Source organism: Bradyrhizobium sp. AZCC 1610, assembly GCF_036924515.1.
In the GTDB taxonomy this organism is placed as follows: Bacteria; Pseudomonadota; Alphaproteobacteria; order Rhizobiales; family Xanthobacteraceae; genus Bradyrhizobium.
Window position 1 is genome coordinate 4,625,074 of record NZ_JAZHRR010000001.1, and the last position, 26,795, is coordinate 4,651,868.

Sequence of the window (26,795 nt, forward strand, 5' to 3'; positions counted from 1 at the left end):
TCGATTGGCCCTGGCGTCCGCTCACTGGCTGGCCGCGAGATAGCGTTTGGAATCCGCCAGGATCACATCCCGCACGGCCTCGTGGTATTTGATGTAGCCGGTGCAGCGGCAGATATGGCCATCGAGCGCATCAGCGATAGTGCTTTCGAGATCAGCGCGCTTCACGGGCGCCTTGGCCAGACGCTCCAGTAGCACCTGACCCTCGTTGAGGAAGCCCGCGGTGCAATAGCCGCACTGGAAGGCGAAGTGCCGGATGAAAGCCTTTTGCAGCGCGGTTAGTTCGTCGCCCTTCGCATGTCCTTCGACGGTGCGAATAGTCTTGCCGTCGAAGCTTGCCGCCGAGACGATACAGGTCGGGCTCGTATGACTTGTGCCACCGGGATCATCGACGATAACCGCGCAACTCAGGCACTGTGCGGCACCGCAGCCGAACTTGGTGCCGGTCATGCCGAGATACTCGCGCAGGAAATCGTTCATCGAGAGTTCGTCGCGCACCTCAACCGGTCCGTACGCCCGGCCGTTGATCGTGAGGCTCAATCTGGTCACGCCAAAACTCCCTTGAGCAGGCTTGCCGTCACCGGCAGCGACTGAAACCGGCGGCCGGTTGCGTCGAAAATCGCATTCAGGATGGCGGGCACCACCGGAACCATGACGACTTCCGCCATGCCCTTTGGTGGCTCGTCCGGCGTCAGCGGCGGCAGCATTTCGATTTCGAGGTCGTGCAGCGGCAGATCCGATCCGCGCGCGACGAGGTATTGCCCGAGATTCCACTGCCCGTTGCCCGGGCCCCCCTCATAAGGCGGTAGCGTCTCGAGCAAGGCATAGCCGACACCCATCGCAAAGCCACCCTGCGCCTGGCCCAGCACCACCTCGGGCACCAGCGCCTTGCCGCATTCGAACACGCTGTAGGCCTTGGCGATACGCAGAGCGCCGGTGGCGCGCTCGATCTCGATGCGGACCAGCGTGCCGCACATCGACGTATAGGTCGTGCCGATCCGGTTGTTGTCGGTCGGCGGAAATTTGACGCTGACGCGGTTGATGCGCTCGAACTTGCCGTTGCCCCTGCGCAAGGCCAGCGCGTCGATCTCGGCGCGATACTGTTCGCCAAAAAGGGGAAAACGCGCGCGCGACCATGCCCAGCGGGAAAAACTGTGGGCCACGGCGCCGGTTACGAGATTGCGCGCATGCGCTCTTGCGGCGAGGGCCGGCAGCGGCAGTGGCGCAAGACCGGATACGATGAGCTGGCCGTCCTTCCACTGCGCTTTCGCAAAATCCTTTGCGCGCGGATCGTTCGGCGCGATGCGCCATAGTTCCAGCGCCGCCGGCCACAGCCCAAAACGGAAGATGACGCGCGCGGCTTCGGCAGCCGAGTGCGTGCCGACATGCGCGCCAATCGAGGCGCTGGTCGCCGAGCTGATGGCGGGCACCCAGCGCGGATTTTTCTCCGCGGCGTCCTGCGTCTTCTGGTCCATCGTGTAGGAATCGCCCGACGTGACCAATCCGAGCGCGTCATAGGTATCGACCCGCGCCACCGAGACTTCGTCGGCGACCGCGCCGAGGTGGAGCGCGACCCGGTTCGCGAGTGCGGTACCGATGCCGTTGCCCATCTCGGTATGATCGCAATAGATCGTGATCTTGCCGTCGGCAGATAGTTCGACACGCCCCAGCGAACAATCGGCGCCGGTGCCATAGTCCTTGGTGACGCAGGCAACGCCGGTGCCGACGAGCACTCCTTGCGGCGCAGCCGATTTCTGCTGCGCACGCTGCTGCCAGATCGGATGCTTCTCGAGCTTGTCGAGAATTTCCGACGTGCGGACCGAAACGCTGTAGGGATTGCCGGTCATGGTCCGGCCCTTTGGCGCGAGCGCATTGCGCCGCCGGAACTCGATCGGGTCGAGCGGCAAAGCGGTTGCGACTTCATCAACCAGCACTTCGAGCGCGGTCATCGTCTGCAGCGTGCCGTAACCGCGCATCGATCCCGCGGTCACGCCGCGCGAATGCAGCGCGACCGTAGTCACATCGACCTTTGGAACGTCATAGATGCCAATTGCTGCGGTCGCACCGACGGTGGCTACGTTAGGTGAAAAATTCGCCAGCCCACCACCGTCAAGGACATGGTCCGCGGCAAAGGCCTGGATCTTGCCGGTTGAGCGATCGACGCCAATGCGTGAACGCATCTTGAAGGCATGACGCTTGATGCCGCCCTGAAATTGCTGATAGCGATCATGCGCCAGCCGGACCGGATGACCGGGAACGAACATCGCCGCCAGCGCCACATACAGCACAAACGGCGTGTGATCGCGTCCGCCGAAGCCGCCGCCCATATGGGTGAACTGGGTATTGATCCGCGCCGGCTTGAAGGGAGCGCGGGCTTCGCCGAGCAGATGTGCGATCGAGTCTGCCGCCTCGTAGGGCGACTGCACGCCCAGCACCAGCTCGAGGCTGCCGTCCTTCCTGTCGTACCAGGCGAGACCGGATTCCGGTTCGAGAAACATCGGATCGACCGATTGCGTCTCGAACTCGCGATCGAGCACCAAAAGATTCGGATTTTTGGCCGCGAGTTCAGCGCGGATCTGTTCGCCATGGATCGCGGCCTTGGCATAGGAAGCCTCGGTGTCCTTTGCGGCCGGCGACCATATCGGCAGCGGCGAGTTCTGGGAGCGTCCGGGGCTGACCCAACCGGCCTGGATCGGCGAATAGACGTCGGGCGCGTCCGGCGTCGCACCGGCGACGCGTGTGAACCGAAACGCGCCATAGGCCGGCATCGTAACGGGGCCGGTCTCCTCGCCGAACCTCACAAATGTTCCATCGCGCAATGCGAGGCGCGCCTGATCGAAGGCGTCGAACGTCTCGAAGACCAACAGTGCGACTGGCTGCCCCAAATAGAGCGGTGTCTTGCCGAGCGGGCAGAACAGATCGCCGGTGTAGAATCCCGGAACGCGCGTGCCGATCCTGTCGAGATCGGCTGATGTCACCACCGCCGATGGCTTGAGGGCGCCGCTGAGCCGCGCGAGATCCATCCCAATGTAGACGTGTGTGGCATCAGGCGCGCGGATCAGCATCGCGCGCGAGGTATTTTTTGGCCAGCCCGGAAGGTCTGCCGCGCGGAAATCGGATACGTAAAGCTTCGCGCCGGTCACCTTGGCCACGCCATCGACCCGGCCCGCGCCATCGGCCGCCGGGTTCCAGTTCGCCCGCCCCGGAAGGGACGCGCGCGGCGGCAAGCCGGCGGCTTCCGCCGACCCCAAACGCGACAGGCTGAGCGCGATGCCGCCCGCCGACACCCAATTCAGAAACTCGCGCCGCGAAGGCCGCATGCTCTCACCTTTGCCGGAATTACTTAAGATCCGTGATGGTCGCTGGCCCCGGCCCCGACGTGACCAGTGTCGGCCATTGCTTCGAACCAAAGGGAACGACGGGCGGCAGGAACGGTTTCATGCCGCGCTTGCCGGTCTCGGCGATGATCGCCGCGCGAGCGTCGCCGCCCATCAACTCATAATCCATCAGATGGTAATTGCCGAAGAACAGTGCACCTACCGAGCGATCCGCGATGATGCGGGTCAGCGATTCCAGCATGTCGGCCGGCGTGGTCGTGAAGGAAATCGTCTCGATCAACAGCAAGCGGTTGTTGATGGCGTCGGCGCCGAAGAACTGCGCTAGCACGCTGAACAGCACGTTGTTCTGGCGCGCGACGTAGATCGTGTTGCTCGCCGCGTATGTCTTGTCCCAGTCGGCGCCGAGCTGCGCCTTCCACTCGGCCAGCACCGTCATCCAGTGCGCGACCTGCGTCTGGGCCGCCCAGGCCACGTTCTTTGCCAGATATGGCGCCTGTTTCTTGCCGAAAGCTTCGAGCGCGGCGAAAGGAATGACGCCTTTGGCAACGCATTCGTCCATGAAGGCGATGTTGTTCTGCAGGATGGTGCGGTTGTTGTCGCGCCAGCCCGGCTCCATCGGTGTCGCATCGAGGCCGTCGAGCGCCGACTGCATGCGGCTGCGATAGGCCAGCATCGAGCCGCGCCAGGACTTGTTATCGGGGCTATCGATGTAGGGACCGACGACCTGGGCCAGCGCCATCGTGCTGTGGCCGACCGACTTGAGCAATTGATACACGATCGGCACCTGCGGCGCGTCGATCGGCGCCATACCCGGCCGATAGAGGATCATCCGGCCGCCGGCGCCTGAAAACAGGCCGAGGATCACCGGGTGCTTGCTCAGGATGTTCTTCTGGAAAATCTTTGCTGCATCGCCATAGAGCTCGAACATGCCGGTGTTGAGGGCCAGCATATCCTTGGTTGCTATGTCAGAAGATGTTGCGGCGGTCTTGCCGGCAATCGGCGCCATATAGGCCGGCAGGGTCTGGGCACCGGCGATGCTACCGCCCGAGAGCAGGATCGCAACGACAGCAAGGCAGGGGGAGATCTTCATGTCACGCTCCTTGTGGCGCCGTGGCTTTGTATGAGCCCCGGCGCAGACGAATATCTGATTCTTGGGACTAGCGGTCGGTGCGCGGATAGCTAGACTTGGCACGAGGCCGGTAAACGGGCCCTTGCAGAAAAAGACCAAGTTGGGGAGGTCGATATGATGCGCTTGAGAACGGCGCTCGCGCTGGCAGCAATTGTTGCGGCGCCATCTCTTCTGGCTGCGCCCGGCCTGGCGCAGGACTATCCGTCACGACCGGTGAAGGTGATTGTTCCCTTCGGCGCCGGCGGTCCTGCCGACGTCACCGCCCGCCAGATTGGCAACATTCTGCAGGAAAGTTTCGGCCAGGCCTTCGTGATCGAAAACCGCACCGGCGCCGGCGGCGTCATCGGCACGCAGGAAGCCGTCAAGTCGCCGCCGGATGGTTACACGCTGCTGATGATGTCGAACACCCAGACCGCGAATGAATCCCTGGTTCCACAGCGCAAATACGAGTTGATGCGCGATCTCGCGCCGATCGCGCCGGTCAATTACTCCGACCTCGTCATCGTGGTTCATCCCTCGGTGCAGGCGAAAACGCTGCAGGAATTCATCGCGCTGGCCAAATCGCAGCCCGGGAAACTGAACTACGCCTCGTCAGGTCAGGGCACGCCGTACCACATGGCGGGCGAGCTGTTCAAAGCCATGGCCGGCATCGATCTCGTGCACGTGCCCTATCGCAATAGCGGCGAAGCGCGCAGCGGCGTGATTGGAGGCCAGGTGCAGATGATGATCGACGCGGTTCCGGCAATGGCACCCAACGTCGCCGAAAATCAGGTGCGCGCACTGGCCACGACAGGCAAGGCGCGGTCGACCGTCCTGCCCAATGCACCGACGGTGATCGAGGCCGGTATTCCCGGCTATGAGGCCACGATCTGGCTCGGCTTGATGGCGCCCGCGGGCACGCCAAAGCTGATCATCGACAAAATCAATGCGGCCGTGAACGCAGTTGTGAAACGGCCCGACGTGGTCAAGCTCTGGACCCAGCAAGGCGCCGTTCCGATGTCGATGACGCCGGATGAATTCGACAAATTCCTGCGCGGCGATATTGTGAAATGGGCGGAAGTGGTCAAGAAATTCGACAAGCCGCCGCAATAAGAAGCCGAAGGTTCACCCTCGATGCCGAACGTTCGATTTCGCCTCAACGGCGCCGAGATGGAAATAGACGCCGATCCCGACCGGGCATTGCTGGATATCTTGCGCGGGCAAATCGGCATGACCGGACCGCATTTTGGCTGCGGCGCCGGCGAGTGTGGCGCCTGCAATGTCATCATTGGCGATCGTGCGGTATCCGCCTGCGATACGCCGCTGTGGTCCGTGGCCGACAAGGATGTAACCACCATAGAAGGGCTGGGAACGATCGAGCAGCCACATCCGCTGCAGCGCGCCTTCATCGCCGAGCAGGCGCTGCAATGCGGCTATTGCGTCTCCGGCATCCTGATGAGCGCGGCGGCACTGTTGAAGCGAAATCCGTCACCGACGAGCCGGGAGGTGAAGGAAGCGCTCGACCGCAATCTCTGCCGCTGCGGTTCGCATAATCGCATGGTGCGGGCGGTGCTGCGCGCGGCGGAAGAAATGGCGGCAGGATGAACCAGCCGGCGCCCGCTCCCTCCCCGCCCGCATTGCCGGTAAGCCTTGCAGCGAACCCGAGGCTGTCGTTGTGGGTGAAGTTCTCAAGCACCGGACAGGTAGCGATCTCGCCGGGCAAGGTGGAGATCGGGCAAGGCATTGTCACGGCATTGGCACAGATCGCCGCCGACGAGCTCGATATCGATCTGTCGCGCGTGCAGATGGTCCGCGCGTCGACGGCAAGTAGCCCCAACGAAGGCGTCACATCGGGCAGTCTCTCCATCCAGCAGTCGGGCCGAGCGTTGCGCCATGCCTGTGCCGAGGTCCGCCGGATCTTTCTTCAGCAGGCGGCGGAACGGCTGGGGGTCGATATCGATGCGCTCGACATCGAGGACGGCACCATTTCAGGACCGGGCAATGTCAGAACCAGCTATTGGGAACTTGCCGAGGAAGTCTCGCTCGATCGCGATGCCACGCCCGGAGCAACGCCAAAGATCGCATCGCGCCGGGCGTTGGCTGGGAATTCAATTCAGCGGATCGACATTCCGGACAAGGTTTTGGGCCGGCCGCGATTCATCCACGATCATGCATTGGCGGGAATGCTGCATGGCCGCGTGCTACGGCCGGAGAACACGCGCGCGAAACTTACCGAATTGAAGGAAGATGGCGCTCGCACGGTGGCCGGTCTTGTTGCAGTCGTGCGCGACGGCAGTTTTGCCGGCGTCGTCAGCGAGACCGAACATGGCGCGGAGGCGGCTCTCGACGCCTTGTGCAAAGGCGCGTCCTGGTCCGACGGCGAGCCCCTGCCCGACGAAAACGATCTGGCCTCATTCCTGAAAGCTCAGCCATCGGAATCGACGACAATCAGCAAGAAAACGGCTGCGTCGCCCGGCACGGCAGCGCGGACTGTCAGGCGGCAATATACCCGCCCTTACATTGCGCACGCGTCGATCGCCCCATCCTGCGCAATGGCGCAGTGGAGCAGCGACCGCGTTCGTGTCTGGACCCACAGCCAGGGCGTCTATCTCCTGCGCGCCGATCTGGCGCTGGTTCTCAAGCTGCCCGTCGAAAACATCACGGTCGAGCATATGGAGGGCGCCGGTTGCTACGGCCACAATGCCGCCGACGATGTCGCACTCGATGCCGTGCTGCTCGCCAGAAGCGCCGGCGGCCGACCGGTGCGCGTACAGTGGTCGCGCCACGGCGAAATGTCGGACGCACCTTTTGGCGCCGCGATGGCGATCGAGATCGAGGCCGATCTTGACGCGCAGGGTGAAATCATCGACTGGCGGCACTCGATCTGGGGCAACGGTCACGTGGCGCGGCCGGGACGCGCGGCGCTTCCCGCGCTGTTGGCGGGATTCGAACTGGCGGACCCGTTTCCGCGCATGGTCTCGACCAATCCGCCGCAGGCAAACGGCGGTGGCAGCGATCGCAACTCGGTCCCGCTCTATGATTTTCCATCCTGGCGTATCGAGAGCTATCGTCTGGCGACCATGCCGATCCGCACCTCGGCGCTGCGAACGCTCGGCGCGCAGGGCAACGTGTTTGCGATTGAATCCATCCTCGATGAAATCGCCGCCGAGCGCGGCGAGGATCCGGTCGCGTTCAGGCTGCGTTACTTGCGGGATGAGTGGGCCAAGGATGTCATCCGCGCCGTTGCCGCTCGCGCCAAATGGAAGCCCGAGAAGCAACCGGGCATCGGTCACGGCGTGGCCTTTGCCCGCTACAAGAACACCGGCGCCTATTGCGCCGCGATCGCCGAGATCGAGGGCGCCGAGGAGATCTGTGTCAGGAAATTGACACTGGCCGTCGATGTCGGCGAAGCGATCAATCCCGACGGCGTCATCAACCAGATCGAGGGCGGCGCCATTCAAGCCACGAGCTGGGTGCTGAAGGAACGCGTCCGCTTCGACCGCCAACGCATCACCAGCACGAGCTGGACGGAATATCCGATCCTGCGCTTCAGCGAAGTGCCCGATGTCGAGGTTGAGGTAATCCAGCGGCCTGATATCGACCCGGTCGGCGCCGGCGAGGCTGCCCATGGACCGGTTACATCAGCCATCGCCAACGCGGTGTTCGACGCGCTCGGCGTGCGGGTGCGTGATCTGCCGATTACGCGTGACAGAATCATTGCCGCGATGGAATTGACCTCGTGAGCACCCTGAACATCCTGAGTGGCGGTGCGGCACAGGGCCTGGTCGGAAGCCTGACGTCGGCCTTCAAGGGCCTGACCGGATTCGATATTGCCGGCGAATTTGGCGCGGTCGGCGCCATGGCCGACAAATTGCGCAAGGGCACGCCGGCAGACGTCGTCATCCTGACCGCGGCCCTCGTCGCCAAACTGGCTGAGGAGAAGCTGGTGGTTGCCGGTTCGATGGCTGATGTCGGCCTGGTCGAGACCGCCCTCGCCTTTCGCACCGGCGATCCCCAGACCACCGTCAGGGATGCCGCTGATTTGCGCGAGGCCTTGCTGGCGTCCGACGCGATCTTCGTGCCGGATACCAGGGCCTCCACAGCCGGAATTCACGTGGCTAATGTCCTTCAGCAGCTCGGCGTCGCCGATGAGGTTTCCGCTCGCCTCAGGATTTTCCCGAATGGCGCAACCGCGATGCGCGAGCTGGCGGCGTCCGAGGCGCGACGTCCGATCGGGTGCACGCAATCGACCGAGATCATCAGCACCAAGGGCGTAACCTTGTCCGGTTCGCTGCCATCGGGCTGCGAACTTGCAACGATGTACACGGCGGGCATCACGACCGCCGCCGCCCACCCGCAACGAGCGCAGGACCTGATCGGCTTGTTGACCGGCGCCGGACAACATGAACAGCGGAAACGCGCCGGCTTCATCGGCGGCCGGGACCAGGTGCCAGCGTAGAGCTCAATTTATTGGATGAGGCTCTCCCGGGCGCACAGCACAAAACTACTGCGCGGCTCGATTTCTGATTGTCAAAGCCAATTCATATACTAATATATCAATCGAGAAAGCAGCCATGCCCTCCCGCGCATCGAAAAAGACGGATCCAACGGTTCGCCGAATGGCCGCCGGCACGCGCCGCAGCGGCAGGCCGCGCGCGGCAACGGCGGCGTCGAAGATCTATTCCGATCTTCGGGCCGAACTGGTGTCGCTGCAGCGCCGGCCCGGCGAGGCCATCTCGGAAGCGCAGATCGCGCTCGCCTACGGGGTGAGCCGCACCCCCGTTCGCGAGGCGATCCTCAAATTATCGGATGAAGGCCTGCTGGAGATCTATCCGCAGTCCGGCATCTTCGTCTCGCGCATCCCGGTCGCCGCACTCCCCGAGGCCATCATCATACGCAAAGCGCTGGAGGAAACCACCGCGCGGCTCGCCGCAGAACGCGCGACGTCGAGCCAGATTCTTGCGCTGCAGTCGATCCTGGAACGGCAGCGCGAGGCCAGCGCCGCCGGAGACAGCGATACGTTTCATCAGGCCGACGAAATGTTTCATGCTACAGTCGCCGATGTCGCCGGCTATCCTGGAATCTGGAAATATATCCAGCAGGTGAAGGTCCACGTCGATCGCTATCGGCGGCTAACCCTGCCCCAGTACGGGCGGATCGCAAAAGTGATCGTCGAACACCAGGCCGTCCTCACCGCGATCGAGGCGCATGACGCAGAGGGCGCAAGGCGGGCGATGGAAATCCACCTCGAAAGCCTTCTCGAGAACATCTCAGCTACTCAACATATCAATCCGGAGTACTTCGACGAGCGACCTTAGAGTTCGAAAAGCTCATACAACGATAAACAACATCAGGAGGAACACCATGAAACGCCGCGACTTCATCAAGCTGAGTGCAGGGCTCGGAGCCACGATGGCGGCCACAACGCCGCTGTCATCCGCATTTGCTCAAACGAAGATAGTGCTGAAGGCATCGGACGTTCATCCGCTGGGCTATCCGACGGTCGAAGCCGTCGTCCGGATGGGCAAGAAGCTGGAAGCCGCCACCAACGGCCGGCTGACGATCCAGATGTTCCCCTCGATGCAGTTGGGCGGCGAAAAGGAAATGATCGAGCAGGCGCAGCTCGGCGCGCTGCAGATCGCCCGCATTTCGGTCGGCGCCGTCGGCCCCGTTGTGGACGACGTCAATGTCTTCAACATGCCGTTCGTCTTCCGCAACTCCAAGCACATGGAGAAGGTGATCGACGGCGAGATCGGCGACGAATTGCTGGCGAAGATTTCCTCGGCCGAAAAGACCGGCCTGATCGCGCTGTGCTGGATGAACGCCGGCTCGCGCAACGTCTACAACAACAAGCGGCCGATCCGGACCATTGCCGACCTCAAGGGCCTCAAGGTCCGCATGATGGGCAATCCGCTCTTCGTCGACACCATGAATGCGCTGGGTGGCAACGGCGTCGCGCTGGGCTTCGATCAGGTTTTCAGCTCGATGCAGACAGGCGTGGTCGACGGCGCAGAGAACAATCCGCCATCGTTCATAGCGCAGAACCACTATCAAGTAGCCAAATATTTCACGATGACCGAGCACCTGATCATTCCGGAGCTTTTGGTCTTCTCACGAATCTCCTGGCAGAAGCTGTCGCCGGAAGATCAAGCGCTGATCAAGAAACTTTCGAAGGAAGCGCAGGCCGAGCAGCGCGTGCTCTGGTATGAAGCGGAGAACGCGGCCATCGAAAAAATGAAGGCGTCCGGAACCGAAATCATCACCGACATCGACAAGAAGCCATTCCAGGATGCCGTCAAACCGGTCTGGGACAAGTACGGCGCGAAATACGCTGCGATGGTCAAGCGCATCGAGGCGGTGAACTAGCTCGCGGTTGGCGAGTGGCCGGCGACGTCCGTTCCGGCCACCGCCTCTCCGAGCCGCCGAAGCGGTTGAAGCGCTGTTATTCTCCGAGGTCAAAATGTCGAATTCTCCGGCCGGAATTTTCCGGCGTGTAAACGATGCAGTTTACTGGACCGGCGCCGTGATCGCGTGCGTGGCGCTCGTGCTGGTCTCCGCGGTCATCCCGTGGGCCGTGTATACCCGATACATCCTGAACAGCGCCTCGTCATGGCCTGAGCCGATGGCTGTGCTGCTGACCGTCGGCATTACCTTCATCGGCTCGGCCAACTGCTATCGCCAGCGCATCCACATGAACATGACTGTCGGCACCGATTTGCTGCCGCCGCCGTTACGCCGCGCTTCTCTCTTCCTCAGCGAAGTTTTGATGGGCGTGATTGCGATCTTCATGGTCTTTTGGGGGCTGCGGCTTGTTCAGACCACCTGGGATAATTCGGTCGACGAATTTCCGTGGCTGTCGGTCGGCATCACTTATCTCCCGATCGTGGTCAGCGGCGCGATGATGCTTCTGTTCGTCGTCGAACGCCTCACCATTGGCCCGCCGCCGCGTGACGGCAGCGACGCCCACGTACCGGTCGAGTAATTTCCATGGATATCGCGGTTCTGCTTCTCAGCATGTGCTTCTTCTTCGCGATCGGCATGCCGATCGCCTATGCGCTGGCCATGTCCTCGCTGGTCGGCGCGCTCTGGATCGACTTGCCGGTTGGCGCGGTCATGCAGCAATTCGCCAGCGGCGTCGGAAAGGTTTCGATGCTGACCATCCCGTTCTTCGTGCTGGCAGGCGCCATCATGGCCGAGGGCGGCATGGCCAAGCGACTGGTCGACTTCGCAGCCGTCGTCGTCGGTTTCACGCGGATGCGGGGTGGCCTCTCGCAGGTCAATATTCTCGCGACCACGATCATGAGCGGCATTTCTGGATCGTCGGTCGCCGATACATCCGCGATCGGCTCGGTGATGATTCCGCAGATGGCCGCCAAAGGCTATCCGCGCGTGTTCGCAACCAATGTGACCATCAGCGCCTCGCTGCAGGCCATCATCATTCCGCCGAGCCATAATTCCGTGATCTATTCGCTGGCGACAGGCGGCGTGGTGTCGATTACCAGCCTGTTCCTGGCCGGCGTGCTCCCCGGCCTGTTGCTCGGCTTTTCGCTGATGGTGCTCTGCCTGTTCTACGCCTATCGCGACAAGCATCCCAAGGGGGAGCCTGTGCCGATCCGACAGGCGATCAGGATGCTCGGTGACGCCGTATGGGGGATCGTGACGCTGGTCATCGTTCTGGGCGGCATCCTCACCGGCGTCTTTACCCCGATCGAAGCGGGTGCAGTCGCATGTGTCTGGGCGTTCTTCGTCACCATGTTCATTTATCGCGACTACAAATGGTCCGAACTGCCGCTGCTGGTCTACAAGACGCTGCAAACCGTGGCGATGGTACTGACGCTGGTGGCCACAGCATCATGCTTCGGCTATGTCGCCGCCCTGATGCAGATGCCGGCGAAAATGACCGAATTCTTCGTTGCCATATCCGCCAACAAATACGTGCTGCTGATGTGGCTGAACATCATGCTGCTGGTTCTTGGAACGGCGCTCGATCTCGCGCCCTTGCTGCTGATCTGCACCCCGATCCTGCTGCCGGTCGTGAAGAGCTTCGGCATCGATCCCGTGCATTTCGGCATCGTCATGCTGCTCAATCTCGGCATCGGCCTGCTGACGCCGCCGGTGGGGACCACCCTGTTCGTCGGCTGCGCCATCGGCAAGGTTTCGGTCGATGAGGTGATGCGCGGCATCTGGCCATTCTATTACGTGATGTTTACGGTGCTGATGATCGTGACCTACGTGCCCTGGCTGTCGCTGGCGCTGCCAAGGGCGTTCGGGTTCTAGAGTAGGCGCCGCAGTTCGCGGCGGGGAGACTCCGCGTGAAGATCGTCGACCTCAGCCGCGAGCTCTATCACCGCACGCCGAGCTATCCCGGCCATCCGCCGGTCATGCACGGCGTCTGGAAGACCCACGAGGAATCCTTTGCCGAGTCCGGCAATGTGCACGGGCTGGCGTCGATGTTCATCTCCATGGTGGACCACGCCGGAACCCATATCGACGCACCCAGACATTTCGGCAAGAGCGGCATATCCATCGATGAGTATCCGCTGGAAAAATGCATCGTGCCGGGCATCTGCATCGACCTGCGCCACATTGCGCCGCGCGCCGAGATTACGCCCGCCGATCTCGAGGCGGCGGTGACGAAGGCCGGCGTGCCGGTGCCAAAGGGGGGCACCGTGCTGCTCTGCACCGGTCACCACGCGCGAACATTCCCCCGCAAGGAATATTCCAGCGACAATTCCGGCGTAAACGTCGCTGCCACCGAATGGCTGGCGCAGCAGGGCGTCGTGCATTTCGGCATCGATTCGATGCGGCCGGGACCCGAGGGCAAGGTGAATGCCCTTGTCCACAAGGCCTGTCTCGACCTCGACATCACCCATATCGAGAGCCTGTGTAATCTCGAAGCGCTGCTTGGCCGCGGCCAATTCACCTTCATCGGCCTGCCGATGAAGTGGCGCGGCGGGACGGCTTCGCCGATCCGCGCGGTTGCGGTGTTTGACATGTGAAGGTCGCGAGGGGCGGTGTCAGCCGGTTAGGCCCAATCTCCCTTCTCGACGTGCCCGGACCCCGCTTCTGCCGTCTCACGAAGCATCTCGGCATTCAGCACAACGATGGCACCGTGCTCGAGACGCACCCAATCGCGGCCGGCCCAGGCGCGCAACTGCTTGTTGATGCTCTCCCGGGTCATGCCGACCATCTCGCTGATCTCCTGCTGCGTGATCGCGATGGTTCGGCCTTGCGGGGCAGAGGTGTGCTTTTCGGACAGGCGAAGCAGCGCACTGGCCAGCCGTCCTGGCAGATTCTGCAGGATAATCTGCTCGACCTGATCGCTGGTCGATCGCAACCGCTCGCAGAGCAATTCGATGAATTTCATTGCCAACGCCGGTTGAGCCTTCACAAAGGGGATGAATTCGCGCCGGTCGATGACGAAGAGTTCGCAATTGCTGTTTGCGATGGCGTCGGTCGAGCGGGCTTGTCCGTCGAGCAGCGCGATCTCGCCGAAAATTTCCCCAGGCCCAACGATGTTCAGGATCGCGTTGCGGCCGTCCGGCGAGGAAATGCTCATCTTCACCGTACCCGAAATGACCGCGTACAGGCTGTGACCGGGGTCCCCTTTGGAAAACAGCGTGGTCCCCCGCTTCAGCGTGGAGTGTTTGGCGTAACGGCAGAGCTGCTCGAAAGCCTCTGGCTCGAGGTCGGCAAAAATCGGGTGCTTGCGCAAGACCGACAGTTTGCTGCTCGAGAATCCGTGAGCTTCACCCGTCCTTTGTTGAGGCACGCCAGTCAAACTCCTGGGAACACGGGATTGCAGCCCTTCCGTAATCAACGCGGGCCGGCTTTTCAACCGGAAAGCATCAAAACGCGTCGATTTGGCGGCCGGTATGCGAAAACGATGCCCAGTGTTAACGCTCCAATAACCGTGGAACCTGCGACAAGGTAGTACAGCCAATCGAGCCGAGGCGCTTGCTGCAGCAGCATCCATCCGCCGGCCAGTACGATAGCTACCCTCAACAGGCTGACAAGAAGCGGAGCCGTCGCCTGTCCCATCCCTGATAGGCGGAAAACAGTATCACAAATGCGGCCATAAACCCGTAAACCAGGCCCGTCGCGTAGAAATAGCCGGATGCCGCAGAGACAACTCCTTCGGCATGGGTAAAGAGACCTGCGATCGGCCGCGGCGGCCGCCGTTACTCCTGCTATTGATTTGCGAGACGGACTGCCGGCCGCTGGCGCCTGTGTCGCCATCCGTCGGCGGCTACTCCTTGGCGATTCCCATTTCCTTGATCACGCGCGCGTACTTGGCGAGCTGATCGCGCGTCATGACACGCAATTCCGTCGCCGAACTGCCGCGCACCGCAAAACCCAGCTCTTCAAGTTTGCGGCGCACGTCGGGATCACCGACGGCCTTCAGCACCTCGGCATTCAAACGGGCAATGATGTCCTTCGGGGTATTGGCAGGGGCGAGAATCGTGAACCACGAGTTGAAGAAGAAGCCGGGCAGGCCGGATTCCGAGACGGTCGGCACATCAGGGAATTGCGACAATCTTTTCTCGGTGGTCACCCCGATCAGCCTGAGTTGACCGCCGCGCACAAGCGTTGCGACCGTGCCCAAGCCCTGAAAACCAACGGGAATCTGGCCGGCGGCAATGTCGGTTGCGGCTTGGGTGGCGCCCTTGTAGGGCACATGCGTCAGCGATATGCCGGCAGCCGACGCGAACATCGCCATCGCCAGATGCTGCGGGCTTCCTGGCCCGCCCGAGCCATAGTCGATCTTGCCGGGCGCCGCCTTCGCTGCCACGATCAGATCCGCTGCGCTCTTGAAGCTGGCCTGATTGTTGGCAATCAGCCCCCACTCCACCGTCGCAACCAGCGACACCGGCTCGAAGTCCTTCAGGATGTCCCAGCGCATCCTGGACTGCAGGTTCGGCACCATCGTCATGATGCTGTCATTGAATCCGCCAATGGTGTAACCGTCCGGTTCGGCGCGGGCGACGGCCTCCGCCCCGATCAGCCCCGACGCGCCCGGTTGATTCAAGATCACGATTTGCTGGCCCATATTGTCGGCCATCTTCTGGGTGACGATCCGCGCAGCAACATCGACCGCACTTGCCGCGGCAAGCGGCACGATCATCTTGATCGGCCGGTCGGGATAACTCCCCTGGGCAATCGCTTGCTGGCTTGAGAGCAGCGCGAGCGCCGGAATCAGCAAATGGACCAGACGCATACATTTCCCCTGATCGGGCAGGCTTGCGCAATCGCAGCCGCCTCTCTTGAGGAAAGATTGCGCTCGAACTCTCCGCTTTGCAATCGGTCCGGAAAGTGGACTGCCCCGGGGCAGCGAATGCCGACCAAGGGGCGCGCGGTGACTAAAGGAGCTTGCCGTCCGGTCCAAAAAACGGATGCGGCCCATCGAAGGTACCTATGGGGACTTGATGCGTCACGACCGTGCCGAACCCCTCGCCTGGAAACCAGCTATGGAGGTGGAAGGCGGGCGGCTCGACTTTGAAGGAGGGTTCGCGCAGCTCGGCCAGATCGAGATCGACGGCATGGTTCGGGGCTGGACAGATCGTGGTCGGCACGCCCGCAAACATGGTCAGTGTCGCGCGATGGACATGCCCCGTTGCGATCAGTTGCACGCGGGGATGACGGCGCACGATGGGCGCGAGATCGCCCGCGTTGAGGAGGTTCTGGCGGTCCATGTGCCAAATGCCCGCCTTGAACGGCGGATGGTGCAGAAACAAGAGCGCCGGCCTGTCGGGCGACGAAGCCAGCATCCCATCAAGCCATTGCAACGTGGGCCCGTCGAGTTCGCCATGCGGCTTTCGGTATACGCTTGAATCCAGCAACAGCAGATCGAGCCCGGCGACCTCGATCTTCTGATTAAGTGGCCCGGACACGAAGGCATACGAAGCGGAAGGAAACGCGGCACGCATCAACTCGCGCGAATCGTGATTGCCGGGAATGCCGGCAAACGGAAGCTTGAGCGGCGACAGCAGCCGCTTGAGATATTGATATTCCTCGGCCGTCGGCGTGTCCGCCAGATCGCCGGAGATCACCACGAAATCGGGTACCGGCTCGAATTCGTTCAGTGCGGCGACGCACCGCTCGAGCGCCTTGGCGGTGTCGACCCTGCCATAGGCAAGCGATCCGGGCGGCTTGATATGCAGGTCGGAGATCTGGGCAATATGAACCGGCTTTGGCGACATCGACCTTCTCAGTTACCGAGCGGCAACAGGCGGACGGCGTCCGGCGAAATCGACAATCCGATCCGTTCGCCGGGCCTGACTTGAACCGTATTCGGCGCGTCGACGGTGAGCAACCTGTTGGACGCGCCACTAACGACCAGCCGCTGCCTGTCGCCGATGAAGCTGACGCTGTCGATCGTGCCCAACAGCGGCGCGCTTCCGGCTTCCACCACGCTTATGGTCTCGGGGCGGATCATCGCAACAGCCGCCGGCATATTTGCATCGTCGTCAATCGGCTGCCGTCCGCCCGGCAATACCAAGTGACCATTCTCGATAGCCGCTTCGACGATATTCGCGGCGCCAATGAATTCGGCGACAAAGCGGCTTTGCGGCGTGAAGTAGATCTCGCGTGGCGTGCCGATCTGGGCAATCGCTCCCTTCTGCATAACGACGATGCGATCGCCGAGCTCCATGGCCTCGGACTGATCGTGGGTCACGTAAATCGTGGTGATACCCAGCGCTCGCAGCAGGCGATTCAGTTCGCCGCGCAGCCGGTCGCGCAGCGCGGCGTCGAGCGCCGTCAGCGGCTCGTCGAGCAACAGGATGCCCGGCCGGATCGCAACCGCGCGCGCCAGCGCGACGCGCTGACGCTGCCCGCCGGAAAGCTGGTCGATGCGGCGGTTTTCAAGCCCGGAGATATTGGTCAACGCCACCAGTTCGGCGACGCGTGCCACCCGCTCCTTGGCCGGTATCCCGCGGATCTTCAGACCATAGCCGATATTGTCCGATACGGTCATGTTGGGGAAAAGCGCGTAGGACTGGAACACCATGCCGACGTTACGCCGCTCGATCGGCACCGCCGTCATGTCCTTGCCGTCGAATAGCACCCTGCCGCCAGTATCGGGCACTTCGAGCCCCGCGATGATGCGCAGCATGGTAGTCTTGCCGCAACCAGAGGGGCCGAGCAGCACCAGCGTCTCACCACGGGAGATGTCCAGCGTTGCAGGTTCGAGCGCACGCGTTCCGTCGGCAAACGTCTTGCCGCAGGCCTCGATACGCACCGAGGCGCCGTGTCCGGCCTGCGCACTCATCTCTTCGATTCCTTCTCGGCAAACAATTGCATGGCAACCAGCAGTGGAATGATCATCACGAAGAAGATCAGCGTATAGGCAGACGCCACCTCCAGCCGCATCGAGGCGTAACTGTCGGCCAGTCCGATCGGCAGCGTCTTGGTCAACGGCGTGTGGAGCATCCAGGTCAGGTTGAATTCACCGAGCGACAACGTCACCACCATCAGGCTGCCCGCCAATATCCCCGGCACGGCATTAGGTACGATCACATCGCGGAAGCGCCGCCACGGCGATGCACCGAGCGACGCCGCGCCCTCGTCCAGCGTCTTGATGTCGACTGTCGCGAACACGGCCATGACCGATCGCACCATGAAGGGCATGGTGAAGATGACATGGCCCACGAGAATGAACAGCCAGGAGCGGCGAAAATCGCCGAAACCTCCGTAGGTCAACAGCAGTGCCAGCGCGATGGCCAGGCCAGGGATCGCCAACGGCAGGGTGATGATCTCCTCGACGATCCGCGACAGGCGCCCTCCCCGCACGTGCAAGGCATAGGCGGCTGGAACGCCCGCGGCGAGCGTTACCGCAAGCGTCGCAAATGCGACCACGAATGACAGCAGGATAGTGCCGGCATAGAGCTCCCATACCTGCACGACCCATTGCAGGGTCACGCCGGACTGGATGCCGCGAAAGTAGTTCACCGTGACGCCGGCGGAGATCGACAGGATCGCGGGCACCACCAGGAATGCCGCGACGAGCAGCGTAAAGATGAATTGGCCGGTGAAGATCAGACGATCGCGCATGGTCTCATCCGGTCGCAGCGACGGCGCTTCCGCTGAAGGAGCGAGCAAGCGCAAGAATGAACCAGGTAATGATGCCAAGCCCGACCGACAACGCGGCCGAGGTGGAGAAACTCGCGGCCAGCGTGAATTCGGTATAGATCAGCATCGGGAGTACATCGATGTTCGTCGCCAGCGTAAACGCCGTACCGAACGCACCCATCGCGGTCGCAAAGGCAATGGCGCCGGAGGCAACGAAAGCCGGCGCCAGGGCCGGCAGGACGACATCGCGCTGCACTGCCCACGGGCCCGCGCCGAGCGAACGCGCGGCTTCTTCCAGGCCGACATCGAGCTTCTGCACCGCGGCCATGATGGTGAGAATGACGCGCGGAATGGAGAAATACAGATAGCCGAGAAACAGGCCGTAGATCGAATAGGCAAAAACCAGCTTCTCACCAAACAGGCGGTTGGAGAAATCGCCGATCAGGCCCTGTCGCCCGGCGAGGAGAATGATCATGAAGCCGACCACCACGCCGGGAAACGCCAGCGGAAAGGTCAGCATCGCAATCAGAACGGCGCGACCCGGGAAACGATGCCGTTGCAGAAACATCCCGGCAATCGTCGCCACGATCAGGGTCACGATAGTGGTCGCGGCGGCAAGCAGGACGGTGTTGACAAGCGTCGCACGGTAACGCGGCTCGGTCACGATCGCGAGATATCCCGCGAGCCCCTGCGATCCGCCTGCCCCGGTTACGACGAGCCGCGCCATAGGCAACAGGAAAAATGCCGCCGTCACCACCGCAAGCGGCAGCAGGCAAAACCAGACAAAAGACCTATGTGACATCAGAAGATAGCGCCCCGGCGAGAGGCGCCATATTGCCTCAGCGGACCTCGGCGAGATAGCGGTCGACAAAGCCTTTTTGCATGCTTTCCATCCGTCCCCAGTCAACGTTCTTCGCGCGCGCATAGTCACTGTCAGGCAGGAATTTCTTCTTCACCGCCTCGGGCAGGTCAATCGGCCGCGCCGGGCGGAGGTAGGCGTTGGTCCAGATCGCCTGCCCCTTGTCGGACAAAAGATAATCCAGCACCTTCTTGGCCTTGTCCTTGTCGGGCGCGTTCTTGACGAGGCCGACGACGTAGGGAAACACCACCGATCCCTCGCAGGGGATCACGAATTCAAAATTCCCTTTTTCCGAATATTTCGCGCGATAGGCATTGAAATCATAGTCGAACAGGATCGGCATCTCGCCGGAGACGACGCGGGCATAGGAAGTCTGCTTGGGAACGATCGGATCGTTCTTCCGCAAGTCCTTGAAGAAGTTAATCGCTGGATCGAAGTTTGCTTCGGAGCCGCCAAGCGCCAGATTGAGTGCGACCGCGCCGACATATCCCACGGCCGCCGACGACGGATCGAGATAGCCGACCATGCCCTTATAGTCAGGCTTCAGAAGATCCTTCCAGCAGGCCGGCACCGGCTTGCCGCCAAGCGCGTCCTTGTTCACGAACAGGCCAAGCGTGCCGGAATGAATCGTGGTCCAGTGGCCATCGGCATCCTTCAGGCCGGCAGGAACCTGATCCCATTTCGCAGGTTTGTAGGGCTCGAGCGCATCCTGCGCCTTGGCCTTCATGCCGAAGGTGACACCGAAATAGCCGATATCGCCGACCGGATTGTTTTTCTCGGCGAGGATCTGAGCCAGCGCCTGGCCGGAATTCTTGTTGTCGTGCGGAATATCGTAGTTGAGGTCAGCCTTGATCGCCTTCAGCATGGAAGCCCAGTCCGCCCATTCCGGCGGACAATTGTAGCAGATGACGTCGGCCGCTTTGGCTGAGTGCCAGGGCGCGATCAGCGACAGCGCGAGCAAGGCAAGTACAAAACGAGCGGTCTTCATGGGTCACTCCGGTTTAGGGCGGCAATTGACGATCTCATTACCAACCGGTGTGCAAGTATAGGCCGCGTATGAAGGTTTTGCGACATGCGTTTTGCTATGCAGCAAATGCCCCCGGCAAACGCCGCCCGTATTCGGCAATTTTGTCGGCCGGCGATTTCCGGTAGCATCCGAAGCGAAAGGATACGCCCATGTACCAACCCTCAGGCGTGAAGACATCGCCCGCACTGCCCATTCCCGAGCGGATGAAGGCCTGGGTGCTGGGCGACCCGGACCAGCTGTTGCTGCTTGAAAAGCCGGTGCCCGTCCCTTCACGCGCCGAAGTTCTGATCCGGATCGACGCCGTTGCGATCTGCGCCACCGATCTCGAAGTCATTCATTCAGGTTCGCCGGCCAGCATCGAAGGCGGCCTGCCCTTCAACAAGAATTTTACGCCCGGCCACGAATATATGGGGACGGTCGCCGCACTCGGGCCCGACGTCGACGAATTCAAGATCGGAGAGCGGATCAGCGTGGAGATCCACGCCGGCTGCGGCCAGTGCAAGCGTTGCCGCCAGGGCATGTATACGTCGTGTCTGAATTACGGGAAGCCGGAGAAGGGCCATCGCGCAAACGGCTTCACGACGGACGGCGGCTTTGCCGAATACGCCATCAATCACATCAATACGCTCGCGCGGGTGCCCGACACCATGAGCGACGCCGAGGCGACCTTGGTCGTCACCGCGGGTACCTCGATGTATGGATTGACGGAGTTGGGAGGGTTGGTAGCCGGCGAGAGCGTCGTGGTGATTGGTCCGGGGCCGATCGGACTACTCGCGGTGGCCGTCGCCAAGGCGCTCGGCGCCAGCCCGGTCATCCTTACCGGGACGCGCAACAGAAGGCTGGCGATCGGCCGGGAGCTCGGCGCCGACCGTGTCGTCAATATCAACGACGAGGATGCGGTTGAGGTGGTCAGGCAACTCACCGGCGGCATCGGCGCGGACTATGTGGTCGAGTGTGCCGGAAGCGAATCGACGATCAACCAGGCCATTCACATGACCAACCGCGGCGGGAAAATCTGCCTCGCTGCGTTTCCGCACGATCCAGTCACGATGGATCTCGCGCATCTCGTGAAGAACAATATCTATGCCTACGGAATTCGCGGCGAAGGCCGCAGCGCCACCCGCCGCGCCATGGCGCTGATGGCGGAAAAGCGCTTTGATGCGACGAAGATCCACACCCACACATTTCCGCTGGCCGACCTGCCGACTGCGCTGCGCTATGCCCGCGAGCGCGTCGAAGATGCGATCAAGGTCGTTGTCACCAACCGGCAGGCGGGCGCGATCGCGAGCGCGGCGGCTGAATAGCGTAAGTGGCGGCGGTCACCGCCCTTCGAACTTCGTACTAGATTCGCCCCAAGGCGGTCAGGATAACCTGAGGCGTCAGTGGAATCTCCGTGATGATTGTCCCAAACGGCCGGAGGGCGTCGTTGACCGCGTTGGTTACGGCCGCTGCCGCACCTGCCGTCCCGGCCTCGCCCGCGCCCTTCGCACCGAGCTCCGATTCCAAGGTCGGTGAGACCACATGCCCGACATCGATATCCGGCATCTCACCGGACATCGGAACCAGATAATCGGCCATATTGGCGTTGGTGAGCTGGCCGCGTTCGTCATACACACATTTCTCAAACAGCGCGGCACCAAGGCCCTGCACCACGCCACCCCTGATCTGCTCATCGACCAGTTGGGGGTTGATGATGGTGCCGCAGTCCTCGACCACCCAATGCTTCAGCAGCTTCACAAAGCCGGTATCGGTATCGACCTCCAACCAAGAGGCCTGAACGCCATTGGTGAAGGCGAAGGGGTATGCGCGCGGGACAAAATGCCTGACAGCCATCAGTTCAGGCTGAATGCCTGGCGGCAGCGTATCGGGACGGAAATAAACAATACGCGCGAGCTCGCTCAAATCGATCCGCAGCGTACCATCGACGGTATTCACGACGCCATTGTTGACAATGTCGAGTTCTCCGGGCGTCGATTGCAGGATGGCGGCCGCAACGTCGAGGATGTTCCTGCGCAGTACCTTGGTAGCCTGCAGCGCGGCCTCGCCACCAATGCCGGCGCCGCGGGAGGCCCAGGTGCCCCCGCCATACGGTGTATTGTCGGTATCGCCCAGGATCACGCGGACGCGATCCATCGAGACGCCAAGCACGCTTCCGACGATCTGTGCGGTAAGCGATTCCGATCCCTGCCCCTGTTCGGTGATACTTGTTTGGCAGATCACTGACCCCTGCGCGTCGAGCCGCACCGCGACGCCATCCTGCGCAGATATCTTAGCACCGCCGACGCCATAAAACGCCGCACTGGGATTGGTAACTTCGATGAAGCTGGCGATGCCGATGCCGCGATGGATGTTCTTCGCTCGCAGGGCAGCCTGCTCGGTGCGCAACGCCTCGTAGTCCATCATCTTGACGAGCTTGGCGAGCGCTGCATGGTGCGACAATTGCTCGAAGCGCAAACCTGACGGCGAAGCGCAGGGATAAGCGTCATCGGCAATCAGATTGCGACGACGGATCTCGATCGGATCCATGCCGATCTTCATGGCCGCCAGATCGACCAGGCCTTCCGTCACCGAGCAGGCGATCGGGTGACCGACGGCGCGATACTGGCACATCACGTTCTTGTTCTGGAACACGACGCGGGCCCGGGCACGATAATTCCTCGTCACATAGGGACCGCCGACGAGATTGACGACCTGATTGGCCTCGATCGCGCTGGTGCGCGGGTACATCGAATAGGGCCCGATCCCCGTGAGATCGTCGATCTCGAATGCCGTGATGGTGCCATCGCGCTTGACGCCGATCTTTCCCTTGCAGCGATGGTCGCGGGCATGAATATCGGTATTGAAGCTCTCGACTCGGTCGGCGACGAATTTGACCGGACGCCGCAGGAGCTTTGACAGCGCGTAAGTCGCCATCTCGTCGGCATAAATGTGAACCTTGATGCCGAAGGAGCCGCCGACGTCCTTGCAGATCACGCGGACCTGCGATTCCCTTAAACCGAGATGGAGCGCCGCGATATTTTGCACCATATGCGGCGCCTGCGTGCCTTGATAGATGGTCAGTCTCGCTTCCGCGGCGTTCCAGTCTGCTACCACCGCGCGCGGTTCGAGTGTCACGCCGGTGTGCCGTCCGAAAACGAACTCTGCCTCCACCACCTCGTCGGATTCGACAAAGGCCCGATCGACGGTGCCCGCATCGTGATTGCGCTCAAAAGCCAGATTGTCGCCGAGCGAGGCATGGATCACGACGGTTGCCGGATCAAGCGCGGTGCGCATGTCCGTTACGGCATCGAGTTCTTCATAATCGACCAAGACAAGCTCCGCGGCGTCCTCGGCCTGAGCGCGACTGCTCGCCACCACGGCCGCGACCGCTTCGCCCTGCCAGCACACGCGGTCAACCGCGATAGCGCTTTGCGGAGCGGATTTGAGACCCTTCAAATGCGAGAGTACGCCGACCCACGGCGTGATGACGGTCGAGAGTTCACTGCCCGAGACGACGGCGATCACTCCCGGCATCTGCTTGGCCGCCGAAGCATCGATGCCATTGATCTTCGCGTGCGCATGCGGCGAGCGCAGGAACACGACATGCGCCATACGCGGCAGCTCGATGTCGCTGACATAGAGCCCGCGCCCCTGCATCAGCCGGTCGAGGTTCGGCCGCGGCACCGTCTTGCCGATATAGGAGTTCGGACGGTCCAGCACAGAAAGCGTTTCCGAATTTTCCTGTGCTGACGTCATGGCAAGCGCCCGGCGCGCCCGCGCTGTAGTCGCGATGGCGTCGACGATCGCTTGATAGCCTGTACAGCGGCAATAGTTGCCGGAAAGATGTTCGCGAATCTGTTCTCGATCCGGACACGGCGATTGCTTCAGCAGATCCTGCGCCGCCATCAGCATTCCCGGCGTACAGAAGCCGCATTGCAGTGCGTTACGCTCCCGGAATGCAGACTGCAAATCCGCAATCTCGCCGCTGTCGGAGACCCCCTCGATCGTCTCAACCGTCGCATTGTGCGCCTGCACCGCAAGCAGCAGACAGGAACGGATGATATCGCCATCGACGCGGACCGTGCATGCACCGCACACTCCATGTTCGCAACCGACATGCGTGCCGGTCAGCTTAAGATGCTCACGAAGAAAATCCGCCAAATTCAGGCGCGGCAGTACATTCGCTTCAACACGTTCACCATTGACAACAAGCGAAATCGCAGCCGCAGTCGTCACGCTGATGCTCCCGCGTGGAGATCAGGGCAATCGAGCAGCGAGGATACGCAACGCGCCAACAGGACCTTCGCCAGGTGCCGGCGCATGGCGGGTGTCGCCTGATGATCCTCCAGAGGGTCGAGCTCTTCATCCAACGCGGAAAACGCCTCGGACAACACCGTAGACGTAATGGCGACATCGACCAGTCTGCCGGCAGACTTGGCTAGCAACGGGCGATCGCCGACCGCAAAGAAACCAAGGCGAACATCAGTAAACCGTCCATCCTTGACGAAGGCCTGCGCTGCGAGACCGACGATCGCGTAGTCGCCATGTCGACGGGCAAACTCATGAAAGAAATAGGTCGGGTTTTTAGGAAGCACCGGCAGCTCAACGCCGACCAGCAATTCCTGCGGCGTAAGCGCAGTTTCGTAGATCCCGGCGAAAAACTCGCTTGCCGCAATCCGCCGCTCGCCGCGCGGCCCGCGAGCAATGATGGTGGCGCCAAGCGTGAGCATGCAGGCCGGCAGTTCGGAAGCTGGATCTGCATGCGCAAGGCTTCCCCCGAGGGTGCCGCGGTTGCGGATTGCAGGATGGGCGACATGGGCGACCGCATCCGTCAGCAAGGGAGCATGGGCTGCTATTTCCGGAGATTTCAAGAGATCGGCATGGCGTGTCAGCGCACCGATGGTGAGGATGCCTCCCTTCACCACAACTCCTCGTAATTCGGCCAACTCGCCGATATCGATAATGAGTTCGGGCGCGACCAGGCGCAGATTCATCGCCGGCAGCAGGCTCTGGCCGCCCGACAACACCTTGGCCCGTTCGCCATGTGCGGTCAGCAATTCCAGCGCATTTGCGACGCTGGTTGCGCGGGCGTAAGCGAAAGCCGAGGCCTTCATTTTTTGCGTGACCTCCCCGACCAACTATCGGCATTTTTGCGGGATTAGACGGCTGAGACCGCCAAAGGTCAAGTTTGTTGTCGGGTGATTATTTCGACTTTGAGCTTGTTTTCGTGCGGCGAACGACGCACGTTCGGTGCCAAACAAAAAGCCCTGCCTTGGGGAAGAGCAGACCATGAAGCTTGGGTTCTTTACGATGCCGGTTCATCCTGTCGACAAGGATTGGCGGCTTTCGCTCAAGGAGGATCGCGAGGCTTTCCTGCTGGCCGATGAACTCGGCTTTACCGAAGCCTATGTCGGCGAGCACGTCACCGACAAGGCCGAGAATATCACTTCCTGCATAGCTTTCATCGCGTGGCTCGCAGCCGCAACCAGGCAGATCAAGCTTGGCACCGGCACCGTCAACATGCCGAACACTCATCCGGCGGCAGTTGCAGCCTCGATCGCGATGCTCGATCATATGCTCGACGGACGCCTGATCTTCGGCATCAGCCCCGGCGGCCTGCTATCGGACGCGGAAGTGTTCGGTAATCTCGAGGCCGACAGGAATGCCATGTTCCTGGAGGCGATCAATCAAGTGCTTCAGATCTGGGCGAGCGAGCCGCCCTACAATCTGCAAGGCCAATTCTGGAACATATCGGTTCAGAAGACCCAGATAGAGGACATCGGCCAGGGCTTCATCCCGCGCCCACTGCAACGGCCGCACCCGCCGATCGTGGTCACCGCAGTGGCGCCGTTCTCAAAGGGCGTGACGGAAGCCGCCGCACGCGGCTGGGAACCGATCTCAGCAAACTTCCTGATGCCAGCCTGGGTGAAAAGCCACTGGCCGAAATATGTCGAAGGCTGCGAACGCGCCGGCCGCCCTGCGGATCCGGCGAATTGGCGCGTTGCCAAGAGCGTGTTCGTCGCCAAGGACGCAGCAACGGCGAAGGCCTACGCCACCGATCCGAATGGGCCCTATGTTTATTACTATCACTCGCTGTTCACCAAGCTGAAGCGCGGTGGCCGTATCGAATTGTTCAAAACGCGCCGCGATCAGCCCGATGACGAGGTGACGCTGGAGTCGATCTGCGACAAGCTGATCATTCATGGCACGCCGGAGAGCGTAGCAGATCAACTGCTGGCTTTTCAGGAGGAGACCGGGCCTTTCGGCACACTGCTCTATGCCGGCAAGGATTGGAAGGATCGCGAACTCGGACGCCAGTCGATGATCCTGATGGCCGAAAAGGTCATGCCACGAGTCAATGCCAGCGCATCCGGCTCCTCCAAGGCCGCCGAATAGACCATCTACACCAGGAAAGCT

Annotated in this window: 23 protein-coding genes; 11 read left to right on the top strand and 12 right to left on the bottom strand. The window is 61.8% G+C overall.

Annotated features, from left to right (window positions below; all coding sequences use genetic code 11):
* Nucleotides 1–21: 21 nt before the first annotated feature.
* Genes V1279_RS22910 through V1279_RS22920 form a run of 3 tightly spaced genes read right to left on the bottom strand, consistent with a single transcriptional unit; the run spans nt 22 to nt 4,425 of the window.
* Entirely contained in the window at nt 22–546 is a 525-nt protein-coding gene (locus V1279_RS22910; RefSeq protein ID WP_334440470.1) for a (2Fe-2S)-binding protein, read from the bottom strand.
* Nucleotides 543–3,317 (bottom strand): xanthine dehydrogenase family protein molybdopterin-binding subunit, encoded by a 2,775-nt coding sequence (locus tag V1279_RS22915; RefSeq protein ID WP_334440472.1) that lies wholly within the window; start codon nt 3,315–3,317, stop codon nt 543–545. Before V1279_RS22915 ends, V1279_RS22910 begins: the two co-directional genes overlap by 4 nt.
* Nucleotides 3,318–3,336: 19 nt before the next feature.
* Nucleotides 3,337–4,425, bottom strand: coding sequence for a hypothetical protein (locus tag V1279_RS22920; protein ID WP_334440475.1), 1,089 nt, complete (start codon nt 4,423–4,425; stop codon nt 3,337–3,339).
* A gap of 156 nt (nt 4,426–4,581) precedes the next feature.
* On the opposite strand from V1279_RS22920, the gene V1279_RS22925 reads away from it, so the two are divergent.
* The 9 genes from V1279_RS22925 to V1279_RS22965 all read left to right on the top strand — a co-directional run bounded on the left by V1279_RS22925 (nt 4,582) and on the right by V1279_RS22965 (nt 13,442).
* Nucleotides 4,582–5,556, top strand: coding sequence for a Bug family tripartite tricarboxylate transporter substrate binding protein (locus V1279_RS22925; RefSeq protein ID WP_442894906.1), 975 nt, complete (start codon nt 4,582–4,584; stop codon nt 5,554–5,556).
* 21 nt (nt 5,557–5,577) lie between these two features.
* Nucleotides 5,578–6,048 carry a (2Fe-2S)-binding protein gene (locus tag V1279_RS22930; protein ID WP_334440480.1) on the top strand — a complete coding sequence of 157 codons (471 nt, stop codon included), beginning with the start codon at nt 5,578–5,580 and terminating at the stop codon, nt 6,046–6,048.
* On the top strand, nt 6,045–8,186 hold the full coding sequence (locus V1279_RS22935) for a xanthine dehydrogenase family protein molybdopterin-binding subunit (protein ID WP_334440483.1): 2,142 nt from the start codon (nt 6,045–6,047) through the stop codon (nt 8,184–8,186). Before V1279_RS22930 ends, V1279_RS22935 begins: the two co-directional genes overlap by 4 nt.
* Nucleotides 8,183–8,902: a molybdate ABC transporter substrate-binding protein gene (locus V1279_RS22940; RefSeq protein ID WP_334440486.1), complete on the top strand. Its 720-nt coding sequence runs from the start codon at nt 8,183–8,185 to the stop codon at nt 8,900–8,902. Before V1279_RS22935 ends, V1279_RS22940 begins: the two co-directional genes overlap by 4 nt.
* A gap of 160 nt (nt 8,903–9,062) precedes the next feature.
* Nucleotides 9,063–9,761, top strand: a complete 699-nt coding sequence (locus tag V1279_RS22945; RefSeq protein WP_334440489.1) for a GntR family transcriptional regulator — start codon at nt 9,063–9,065, stop codon at nt 9,759–9,761.
* A 46-nt stretch (nt 9,762–9,807) separates the two neighbouring features.
* A complete protein-coding gene (locus V1279_RS22950) occupies nt 9,808–10,809 on the top strand; it encodes a TRAP transporter substrate-binding protein (protein WP_334440490.1) in 1,002 nt (333 codons plus the stop codon).
* Nucleotides 10,810–10,978: 169 nt separating this feature from the next.
* Nucleotides 10,979–11,425 carry a TRAP transporter small permease gene (locus tag V1279_RS22955; RefSeq protein WP_334440492.1) on the top strand — a complete coding sequence of 149 codons (447 nt, stop codon included), beginning with the start codon at nt 10,979–10,981 and terminating at the stop codon, nt 11,423–11,425.
* A gap of 5 nt (nt 11,426–11,430) precedes the next feature.
* Nucleotides 11,431–12,720 carry a TRAP transporter large permease gene (locus tag V1279_RS22960; protein ID WP_334440494.1) on the top strand — a complete coding sequence of 430 codons (1,290 nt, stop codon included), beginning with the start codon at nt 11,431–11,433 and terminating at the stop codon, nt 12,718–12,720.
* Between the two features lie 35 nt (nt 12,721–12,755).
* A complete protein-coding gene (locus tag V1279_RS22965) occupies nt 12,756–13,442 on the top strand; it encodes a cyclase family protein (protein ID WP_334440496.1) in 687 nt (228 codons plus the stop codon).
* Between the two features lie 26 nt (nt 13,443–13,468).
* Here V1279_RS22965 and V1279_RS22970 read toward each other — a convergent pair whose 3' ends face one another.
* The 7 genes from V1279_RS22970 to V1279_RS23000 all read right to left on the bottom strand — a co-directional run bounded on the left by V1279_RS22970 (nt 13,469) and on the right by V1279_RS23000 (nt 20,360).
* Complete coding sequence (locus V1279_RS22970) at nt 13,469–14,215, bottom strand: Crp/Fnr family transcriptional regulator (RefSeq protein WP_334446541.1); 747 nt, start codon at nt 14,213–14,215, stop codon at nt 13,469–13,471.
* A 477-nt stretch (nt 14,216–14,692) separates the two neighbouring features.
* Nucleotides 14,693–15,661 (bottom strand): Bug family tripartite tricarboxylate transporter substrate binding protein, encoded by a 969-nt coding sequence (locus tag V1279_RS22975; protein WP_334440498.1) that lies wholly within the window; start codon nt 15,659–15,661, stop codon nt 14,693–14,695.
* A gap of 142 nt (nt 15,662–15,803) precedes the next feature.
* A complete protein-coding gene (locus tag V1279_RS22980; protein WP_334440500.1) occupies nt 15,804–16,643 on the bottom strand; it encodes a phosphodiesterase in 840 nt (279 codons plus the stop codon).
* Between the two features lie 8 nt (nt 16,644–16,651).
* Nucleotides 16,652–17,713 carry an ABC transporter ATP-binding protein gene (locus V1279_RS22985; RefSeq protein WP_334440502.1) on the bottom strand — a complete coding sequence of 354 codons (1,062 nt, stop codon included), beginning with the start codon at nt 17,711–17,713 and terminating at the stop codon, nt 16,652–16,654.
* Nucleotides 17,710–18,495, bottom strand: a complete 786-nt coding sequence (locus tag V1279_RS22990; protein WP_334440505.1) for an ABC transporter permease — start codon at nt 18,493–18,495, stop codon at nt 17,710–17,712. The genes V1279_RS22985 and V1279_RS22990 overlap by 4 nt, the downstream gene beginning before the upstream one ends.
* 4 nt (nt 18,496–18,499) lie before the next feature.
* Nucleotides 18,500–19,315: an ABC transporter permease gene (locus tag V1279_RS22995; RefSeq protein ID WP_334440509.1), complete on the bottom strand. Its 816-nt coding sequence runs from the start codon at nt 19,313–19,315 to the stop codon at nt 18,500–18,502.
* 37 nt (nt 19,316–19,352) lie between these two features.
* Nucleotides 19,353–20,360, bottom strand: a complete 1,008-nt coding sequence (locus tag V1279_RS23000) for an ABC transporter substrate-binding protein (RefSeq protein ID WP_334440512.1) — start codon at nt 20,358–20,360, stop codon at nt 19,353–19,355.
* A 188-nt stretch (nt 20,361–20,548) separates the two neighbouring features.
* On the opposite strand from V1279_RS23000, the gene V1279_RS23005 reads away from it, so the two are divergent.
* Entirely contained in the window at nt 20,549–21,703 is a 1,155-nt protein-coding gene (locus tag V1279_RS23005; RefSeq protein WP_334440515.1) for a zinc-dependent alcohol dehydrogenase, read from the top strand.
* A gap of 37 nt (nt 21,704–21,740) precedes the next feature.
* Here V1279_RS23005 and V1279_RS23010 read toward each other — a convergent pair whose 3' ends face one another.
* Both V1279_RS23010 and V1279_RS23015 read right to left on the bottom strand, forming a co-directional pair.
* Nucleotides 21,741–24,614, bottom strand: coding sequence for a molybdopterin-dependent oxidoreductase (locus V1279_RS23010; protein ID WP_334440518.1), 2,874 nt, complete (start codon nt 24,612–24,614; stop codon nt 21,741–21,743).
* Nucleotides 24,611–25,492, bottom strand: coding sequence for an FAD binding domain-containing protein (locus tag V1279_RS23015; RefSeq protein WP_334440521.1), 882 nt, complete (start codon nt 25,490–25,492; stop codon nt 24,611–24,613). The genes V1279_RS23010 and V1279_RS23015 overlap by 4 nt, the downstream gene beginning before the upstream one ends.
* A 175-nt stretch (nt 25,493–25,667) precedes the next feature.
* Between V1279_RS23015 and V1279_RS23020 the strand changes: the two genes are divergently transcribed.
* Nucleotides 25,668–26,774, top strand: a complete 1,107-nt coding sequence (locus V1279_RS23020) for an LLM class flavin-dependent oxidoreductase (RefSeq protein WP_334440524.1) — start codon at nt 25,668–25,670, stop codon at nt 26,772–26,774.
* Nucleotides 26,775–26,795: the final 21 nt, after the last annotated feature.

What these genes read in the sequence shown, in the direction of transcription:
- V1279_RS22915 (WP_334440472.1), bottom strand. Translation starts at nt 3,317, where the DNA reads ATGCGGCCTTCGCGGCGCGAGTTTCTGAATTGGGTGTCGGCGGGCGGC.
- V1279_RS22920 (WP_334440475.1), bottom strand. Translation starts at nt 4,425, where the DNA reads ATGAAGATCTCCCCCTGCCTTGCTGTCGTTGCGATCCTGCTCTCGGGC.
- V1279_RS22925 (WP_442894906.1), top strand. Translation starts at nt 4,582, where the DNA reads ATGCGCTTGAGAACGGCGCTCGCGCTGGCAGCAATTGTTGCGGCGCCA.
- V1279_RS22930 (WP_334440480.1), top strand. Translation starts at nt 5,578, where the DNA reads ATGCCGAACGTTCGATTTCGCCTCAACGGCGCCGAGATGGAAATAGAC.
- V1279_RS22935 (WP_334440483.1), top strand. Translation starts at nt 6,045, where the DNA reads ATGAACCAGCCGGCGCCCGCTCCCTCCCCGCCCGCATTGCCGGTAAGC.
- V1279_RS22945 (WP_334440489.1), top strand. Translation starts at nt 9,063, where the DNA reads ATGGCCGCCGGCACGCGCCGCAGCGGCAGGCCGCGCGCGGCAACGGCG.
- V1279_RS22950 (WP_334440490.1), top strand. Translation starts at nt 9,808, where the DNA reads ATGAAACGCCGCGACTTCATCAAGCTGAGTGCAGGGCTCGGAGCCACG.
- V1279_RS22960 (WP_334440494.1), top strand. Translation starts at nt 11,431, where the DNA reads ATGGATATCGCGGTTCTGCTTCTCAGCATGTGCTTCTTCTTCGCGATC.
- V1279_RS22975 (WP_334440498.1), bottom strand. Translation starts at nt 15,661, where the DNA reads ATGCGTCTGGTCCATTTGCTGATTCCGGCGCTCGCGCTGCTCTCAAGC.
- V1279_RS22980 (WP_334440500.1), bottom strand. Translation starts at nt 16,643, where the DNA reads ATGTCGCCAAAGCCGGTTCATATTGCCCAGATCTCCGACCTGCATATC.
- V1279_RS22985 (WP_334440502.1), bottom strand. Translation starts at nt 17,713, where the DNA reads ATGAGTGCGCAGGCCGGACACGGCGCCTCGGTGCGTATCGAGGCCTGC.
- V1279_RS22990 (WP_334440505.1), bottom strand. Translation starts at nt 18,495, where the DNA reads ATGCGCGATCGTCTGATCTTCACCGGCCAATTCATCTTTACGCTGCTC.
- V1279_RS22995 (WP_334440509.1), bottom strand. Translation starts at nt 19,315, where the DNA reads ATGTCACATAGGTCTTTTGTCTGGTTTTGCCTGCTGCCGCTTGCGGTG.
- V1279_RS23000 (WP_334440512.1), bottom strand. Translation starts at nt 20,360, where the DNA reads ATGAAGACCGCTCGTTTTGTACTTGCCTTGCTCGCGCTGTCGCTGATC.
- V1279_RS23005 (WP_334440515.1), top strand. Translation starts at nt 20,549, where the DNA reads ATGTACCAACCCTCAGGCGTGAAGACATCGCCCGCACTGCCCATTCCC.
- V1279_RS23015 (WP_334440521.1), bottom strand. Translation starts at nt 25,492, where the DNA reads ATGAAGGCCTCGGCTTTCGCTTACGCCCGCGCAACCAGCGTCGCAAAT.
- V1279_RS23020 (WP_334440524.1), top strand. Translation starts at nt 25,668, where the DNA reads ATGAAGCTTGGGTTCTTTACGATGCCGGTTCATCCTGTCGACAAGGAT.